The 7,225-nt window shown below is 57.6% G+C and carries 5 protein-coding genes and 1 pseudogene; 2 read left to right on the top strand and 4 right to left on the bottom strand.

Features of this window, described 5'->3' with window-relative positions:
* Positions 1–70 precede the first annotated feature (70 nt).
* From AAC083_RS11595 to elyC, 4 genes are all read right to left on the bottom strand, one after another.
* Positions 71–1,333, bottom strand: a complete 1,263-nt coding sequence (locus tag AAC083_RS11595; protein ID WP_042037383.1) for an amidohydrolase — start codon at positions 1,331–1,333, stop codon at positions 71–73.
* A 1,363-nt stretch (positions 1,334–2,696) separates the two neighbouring features.
* Positions 2,697–3,668, bottom strand: a complete 972-nt coding sequence (gene pfkA, locus AAC083_RS11590; RefSeq protein WP_042037382.1) for a 6-phosphofructokinase — start codon at positions 3,666–3,668, stop codon at positions 2,697–2,699.
* 151 nt (positions 3,669–3,819) lie between these two features.
* The gene (gene tpiA, locus AAC083_RS11585) at positions 3,820–4,575 is read right to left on the bottom strand and encodes a triose-phosphate isomerase (RefSeq protein WP_042037381.1); all 756 of its coding nucleotides are present in this window, start codon (positions 4,573–4,575) and stop codon (positions 3,820–3,822) included.
* Positions 4,576–4,710: 135 nt separating this feature from the next.
* Positions 4,711–5,481, bottom strand: a complete 771-nt coding sequence (gene elyC / locus AAC083_RS11580) for an envelope biogenesis factor ElyC (RefSeq protein ID WP_042037397.1) — start codon at positions 5,479–5,481, stop codon at positions 4,711–4,713.
* 128 nt (positions 5,482–5,609) lie between these two features.
* Here elyC and cmoM point away from each other — a divergent pair, with 128 nt between their 5' ends.
* Positions 5,610–6,386, top strand: coding sequence for a tRNA uridine 5-oxyacetic acid(34) methyltransferase CmoM (cmoM, locus tag AAC083_RS11575; RefSeq protein WP_108536670.1), 777 nt, complete (start codon positions 5,610–5,612; stop codon positions 6,384–6,386).
* Between the two features lie 186 nt (positions 6,387–6,572).
* Positions 6,573–7,225, top strand: a pseudogene (locus AAC083_RS23050) (chromosome partition protein MukF); the annotation flags it as partial.

The following is a 7,225-nucleotide window of genomic DNA, read 5'->3' as shown; positions in this document are numbered from 1 at the left end:
CATCAGAAGGATCGGTCAATGGATCCTTAACTGATCGGCATTAGCGCCAGCGCTGCCTTTTGTCATCTTGTCATGTATCAGGCACCAGACGACTGAGCAGCCAGGATTCGAGCAGGGCGACCCCGTGTTCCAGCACGGCTTCGTCGAAGTCGAACTCTGGGTGGTGATGAGGCGCCGCCAGATTGGCCCCCAGGATCAGGTAGGCGGCCTGACCGCCATTGCGCTGCACCCGCTCGATGAGAAAGCCGGCATCCTCGCTGGCGCCAAAGCGGCGGGTGTGGATGGTCTCAAGTTTGAGCGCCTGAGCCAGCGGCACTATCTCTTCGAGCAGGGCCGGGCTGTTCTCGATGCCGATGGCTTCCCCCTGCTTGCGAATGAGGTAGGTGGCGCCCTGCATCATGGCAGCCCCTTCCACTATCTGCTGTACCTGGCCGAACATGTAATCGTTAAGCGCCGGGGTGGCACCTCGGGTCTCCCCCTGCAGGCGGGCATGGCCCGGGATCACGTTGCGACCGCTGCCACCGCTGAGCTGGCCCACGTTGATACGGGTCATGCCATCGCGATGACGGGCAATGCCGAGCATGGCGGTGGTCGCCGTACAGGCTGCCGCCAGCGCATTGCTGCCCGCATTGGGCTCAAGACCGGCATGGACGGCGCGCCCCATAAACTCCACGTCAAATTTTGTTGAACAGAGAAACTCGGTGGGATTGACCACCAGCTCGCCACTGTTGGCATGAATGCCGATGTGCAGCGCCAGCAGGGCATCCACATCGTCGAGCTGACCGCCGGCTGCCAGCGCCTTGCCACCACGGCACCCCTCTTCGGCGGGCTGGAAAAACAGCTTGATGCGGCCGTTGAGTTGCTCTGCCTGGGCGGCGATCCGCTCGGCCAGCACCAGCCCGATGGCGGTATGACCGTCATGGGCACAGGCGTGCATCCAGCCGGCATTGCGAGATTGCCACCCTTCCTGACTGGGGGGATGCAGCTCATCCTGGCTCTCATCGACCTCTACCGCATCGATATCGAAGCGAAAAGCCAGGGTCGGGCCTGGACGACCGCTGTCCCATACCCCCATTACTCCCGTTATCTCTTTGATGCGGGTCAGCCAGTCGGGATGGGCCCCCTGACGCAGGGCCCGCTCCTTCTGGGCTTGTACGTCTACCTCCCGTCCCATGATGAGGTTGCTGGCCAGCAGCTTGTCACCGAGCATGACGGAGAAACCGAGTTCCGAAAGATGGTGAGCAATGAGGGAGCTGGTGCGAAATTCACACCAGGCCGCTTCGGGCAGACGATGAAGATCACGACGCCACTGGCGTAGAGCATCTTGGGTCATGGTAATTCCTGCATGGCGAATCAAGCGGATATTGTGACGGGCAGGGGAGCAAGAGTAAATCCCGGAGAGGAAATGCAACAAGGGGAGCGATGAGGCTCCCCTTGTGGGCGGTGGCAGTGACATGCAGCTTATATAGTGTGCATCAACCAGTTCTAAATAAGGCTTTCGGTATCACACAGGGTGAAGTAGCCAAAAAAGACAGAGAGTGGTGAATTAGTCAGCGCCTGTGCTCTGGCTGTCATTCAGTCATACAAGATGCTGGATGACTAACCGGCTCAAAGCTGTGACAACGACGGCAGAGAGACGGCAACCAGAGTGAAAAACACGGTAAAAACGGCAGTAACAACAAACTCTTTCATATTTTGTCTCCCTTGGCTGACTGTTGATGGAACAAAGATACCATAACTGTGCGGTAAAACAATAGTAAAATGTATTTATGTTGCCATTTTGAATGGTGGCAAGCCTAAAGCCTCGTTTTTGCATTTTGGCGTCTATTTTATCATCTTACCTTCTCTGTGATGCTGATGAGCGCTTTGGGTTTGAGGTGTAAGTCTATAAAATTCATATTGTTATATGTTTGTCGTGTTGGCTTTTTGATGGGTTTTATATGAGGCTTTTTGTGGTTACTTGAAATTTAATTCGGTTTCAAGCCCCTCTTTGGCGTCTGAAGTTGTCGTCGAAAGCAGGTTGGCTTATTCCTTGGCTGAATGTGAAGGCTGCATCCATTTTTTGTCGCATCTTGTACCGTGAAGCCTGACAGGACGCCTCCTTCAGGGGGCGGGGGCTGCACCCGCTTCTCAGTCAGCGCGTAAAAATAGCGAACAAAACGGGAGGTTTGCCATTGAGGGTGGGGCGTATGGTGGCCTCTGCAGGGCGTACATTTTCTCATGCCATGTGTCTGTGTGCCCCGGCGTCAGATCTTATCGAGACGGCATTACCAGTGGCGAAGAGGCGACCTGCCTTCCTGGGATGACGATCACGCTGCTAGCCGACGTCACCGGTTGCCTGTGGTGGTGGGAGGAGGTCCGGGGGCTGACCTTGCGCCCGATGCCGGTAGAGGCTATCCAGCCAGTCGGCATACCCGAGAGGCGTGAGCGGCTAAACCTTGGCAACAAACCGGCGTCCATTCACCCACGGCGAGAGGGTCGCCACTGACTATTCGCGGGTTTAGGAGGCGGGGGTCGGCTCCGTTCGCCGGTATGGTGGGCATGGGGACAAGACTGGGGGGAAACAGCGCAGCAGTAGTGCGGTAAGAGAGAGGGGGCCTACAACTGCCAGTTTCGCCCGTTGCCGGGTACAGGACGCGCATAAAAAAACCCTCCAGCGGAGGGTTTGTCACACAGGCTGAGCAAGCGACGGACGCTTAGAACAGGGTGGTGGAGAGATCGTACAGCTCCTGATCGAACGGGCGTTTGAGATTCTCGATGCAGTCGATGATGTCGTGGTGCACCATCTCGTTGCCCTGGATCCCGACGCAGCGGCCACCCTGACCGGCCAGTAACTGTTCAACGGCGAAGGCACCCATGCGGCTGGACATGATGCGATCGCGCGCGGTGGGTGAGCCGCCACGCTGGATGTGGCCCAGTATGGTGGCGCGGGTCTCGCGACCTGTCATGGCTTCGATGTCCTTGGCCAGGGCGTTCACGTCTGTGACGTGCTCACAGATGGTGATAATGGCGTGCTTCTTGCCTTTGGCTTCGCCTTCCTTGATCTGCAGCAGCAGCTTGTCCTTGTCGAAGGTCACTTCTGGCACTATCACGTACTCTGCACCACCGGCAACGGCGGCAGACATGGCCAGATCGCCGCAGTGGCGGCCCATGATCTCGACCACCGAGATACGGTGGTGGGAGCTGCAGGTGTCGCGCAGACGGTCGATAGCGTCGACCACCACGTTCAGGGCGGTATCAAAGCCGATGGTGAAGTCGGTACCGGCGATGTCGTTGTCTATGGTGCCCGGCAGGCCGATGCAGGGGAAACCCTCCTCGGTCAGCTTCTTGGCACCCATGTAGGAGCCATCCCCCCCGATCACTACTAGGGCGTCGATACCGTGTTTTTTCAGATTCTCGATCGCTTCGGCGCGCACTTTCTGGTCTTTGAAGGCGGGGAAACGGGCGGAGCCCAGGAAGGTACCCCCACGGTTTACCACGTCGGAGACGCTGTGACGTTCCAGCTTGACGATCCTGCCCTGATGCAGGCCGAGGTAGCCATCATAGATGCCGTAAACTTCCAGGTTATGGTGCAGACCAGCACGCACCACGGCGCGGATGGCTGCGTTCATACCCGGTGCGTCACCACCACTGGTCAAAACACCAATACGTTTGATTTGTTTGGTCATGAGTGCCTCTGGATCTAAGTTGTCGAATACGAAGTTTTGAAAATATGAGATAAGCCACATTGACTATAATCGGCTTTCGTATGGGATGCGGGGGCTACCATAGGAAAAGCGATATGCAGGAGGGGGCAAGCGCCCCCTCCAGGGCAACAGCTTACTTGGCTGCGCCAGCAATAATCTGGGAGAAGTCGTCCACTTTCAGGGACGCACCACCCACCAGGCCGCCGTCGATGTCCGGCTGACCGAACAGGTCGGCTGCAGTAGCGCCAGTGACGGAACCGCCGTACAGGATCTGTACCTTGGCAGCCACGGCGCCGTCAAACCCGGCCAGGTACTGACGGATGTGGGCGTGGATGGACTGAGCGATTTCCGGCGTGGCAGTCTTGCCGGTGCCGATGGCCCATACCGGCTCGTAGGCAACCACGGCGTTGCTGAAGGAGGCGATGCCACAACGGTCGATGACGGCTTTCAGCTGGGCTTCAACCACTTTCTTGGTCACGCCAGCTTCAAACTGTTCCAGCGTCTCACCGATACACAATACGGGAACCAGCCCCGCTTTCTGGATGGCTTCGTACTTGGCAGCGACCACGTCGTCACTCTCTGCATGCAGGGTGCGGCGTTCGCTGTGACCGACCAGGGAGTAGGTGCAACCGAAGGCTTTGAGCATGGAGGGGGCGTTCTCGCCGGTGAAGGCGCCGGACTCGTGAACGTCGGCGTTCTGGGCACCGTAGGCAATCTTGCTACCGGCGGTCAGCTGCTCAACCAGACCCAAAAAGATAACCGGCGGGCAGACGGCGACTTGCACAGAAGGATGAGCGGCAGCAGCCGGGGTCAGTCCTTTGATCAGAGCTTCGACAGAAGCTTTGGTGCCATTCAGTTTCCAGTTACCCATTACCAGGTGCTGTCTCATCTTGTATATCTCCTAGGCATTTGATTGCGCGACATTATATGAATTGAACCGAGCCCAAGATAGCTGACCCGGCGGCAAATAACGTAATTTTTTTTCGCTTTCCTGATCCAAATCAGGAATGAAAGGCTCGATTGCTCAATCGTTAACCTGCCCTCGCAAACGGGCCCACCATACCCCAATCCATTCGTGAATGGCAGCCTCGGAATACATCAGATAACGCCCCTTCGGCAGGTAGCTGTAGAGGGGTTGCGCCACCTGACTTTGCTTGGCGGTGTAGTCGGTAGGGGCCGGCACAGCGTTGAGTCCCTGTCCCTGATAGAGCGCCATGGCCCGGGGCAGGTGGGTGGCCGAACTGACCAGCGCCACCCGCTTGCCCTTGAGATAACGGCTGATGCTGACGGCTTCGTCATGGGTATCCTTGTTGTTTTCAAACAACGTCATCCGCGAGCGGGGAATGCCCAGACTCATCGCCATGCGGGCATTGACCTCGGCGTTGGAGAGGGGATCTCCGGACACATAACCGGAGAAGATGAGCTCCGCTTGTGGATAGGCCATGGCCAGCCGCACGCCCTCCAGGGTTCTTGCGAGGGCTATATTGTTCTGCCAGGCGCGCTCGGGCACAGCCGGATCGCTCACATGGCCGTTGCCCAGCACCACGATAGCGGTTATATCCGGGTGCAGGCTTATCTCGAAGGGCGGGAAGGTCTGCTCCAGCGGGCGGGCCAGCTCATAGCTTATTGGTCGCATTCCCATCAGGGCGACGACCAGCAAGGAGAGGGTCGCCAGCAGCTTGCCGGTTTTTTGAAAACGGGTGAACCAGAGCAGCAAGAGCGCCAGCAGCAACAATGAGAGGGAGAAAGGTAGCGGCATCAGCAATTGGCCTAGCCATTTCTTGATAACAAACAAGTTGGCAGCAAACAGGTTGAGCTCAAACACCGGGATGTCGTCCTTGAGTTTTCAGCAAATTCGGGATGTGACAGAATACCCCTCTTTTTTCGTCAGGCCCAATCCTGTGGCCAAAAGTTGAGTGTGTCTTGAAGCAAGATCAGAGTTTTGACGGGCGCGCCGACAAGTTCGCTCGCAACATTTATGACTCCACCAAGGGGCGCATTCGCACCACTGTGGTGTGGAGCGATATCGAAGCCTGCCTGGCTCGCCTTGGCAACCGGCCCCTGCGCATCCTGGATGCGGGGGGCGGATTTGGCTACTTTGCCCAGAAGCTGGCGGCCATGGGTCATCAGGTGGAGCTGTGCGATCTCTCCGCCGAAATGCTTGAACTTGCACGGGTCCAGATCGCTGAAAAGGGGCTGGAAGAGAGAATTCGTCTCATCCAGTGCCCCATTCAGGATCTCAAGAGCCACGTGACCGGCACCTTTGATCTGGTGCTCTGTCACGCCGTGCTGGAGTGGCTCGCCGAGCCGCGCCAGACCTTGCTCGGTCTGTTCCCTTTCGTCAATGCAGGGGGCATACTGTCGCTGCTTTTTTACAACCGTCATGGCCTGCTGTTTCAGAGCCTGGTGGTGGGTAATTTTGACTATGTGGGCCTCGGTCTTCGCAAGAAACGCCAGACCGCCCTGACCCCTACCAATCCGCAGTTGCCGGAGCAGGTGTACGACTGGATTGGGCGAGGGGGGCTCAAGATCATCGGCAAGACAGGGGTGCGGGTCATCCACGACTACATGCGCCACAAGCAGGATCAGGTCGAGAAATTCGATGATCTGCTGGCCATGGAGCAGCAATATTGCCGCCAGGAGCCGTTTATCTCCCTGGGTCGCTATATCCATGTGATGGCGCAGAAACCGTCAAGCTGACAAGCAGTCTGTCTGGCAGCCTTGTAATAACAACGAGATGGTCAGTTTCATATGATGAGACCGTCCCGATGGATAACAACGAGATGGTCAGATTTCCATGATGAGGCCATCCCGATGGATAACAACGAGATGGTCAGATTTCCATGATGAGGCCATCCAAATGGATAACAACGAGATGATGACGTCATGATGAGTACATCCCGTACCCTGCCCGAGCGTTCTGTGCCGGAGATAGTAGGGTGGGTCAGACAGGAGGGGTTGGCGCTGAGCCTGCCTACCGACCGGCTGGCCTTTCTGATTGCAATCAAGACCTTGTCCGAAGATGAATCGGACTTGTCGGAAGCGGCGCTGCACGATGCCTTTGGCTACGTCAGCAACGCCTTTGGCCAGATGGACGAGACTCTGACCGGTCGCGCCAACAACGCCATCAACGACCTCATTCGCCAGCAGCTACTGTCGCGCTTCAACACCGACATGGTGGCGGGGGAGAGTCTCTATCGTCTGTCGCGGCTGGGAATGGGGATCGTCGACTTCTTCATGGATCAGCGCCAGGTCGACTCCATCAAGCTCTCCATCCTGCTCGAACACCTGGCGACTGAGCTCGACACCGCCCGCAAGGCGGCGCTCGAGACCAATACCCGCGAGCAGTGGGATGCCGAGGTGCTGCCACGGCTCACCTTCTCACTGGAAGAGACCCTGGGGCGCATCGATCTCACCCAGCGCGCCATGGATGAGCAGCAAAATCAGGTCAAGAGCGAGATAGCGGCCCTGCTGACCCAGAACTGGGTCGATGCCATTCACAGCTGCGAAAAACTGCTGCACGAGACCGGCCAGACCCT

The organism is Aeromonas sp. HMWF014 (genome assembly GCF_963878295.1).
Classification (GTDB): domain Bacteria; phylum Pseudomonadota; class Gammaproteobacteria; order Enterobacterales; family Aeromonadaceae; genus Aeromonas; species Aeromonas popoffii.
The sequence above is the reverse complement of the archived record's forward strand: the minus strand, read 5'-3'. Positions and strand labels throughout refer to the sequence as shown.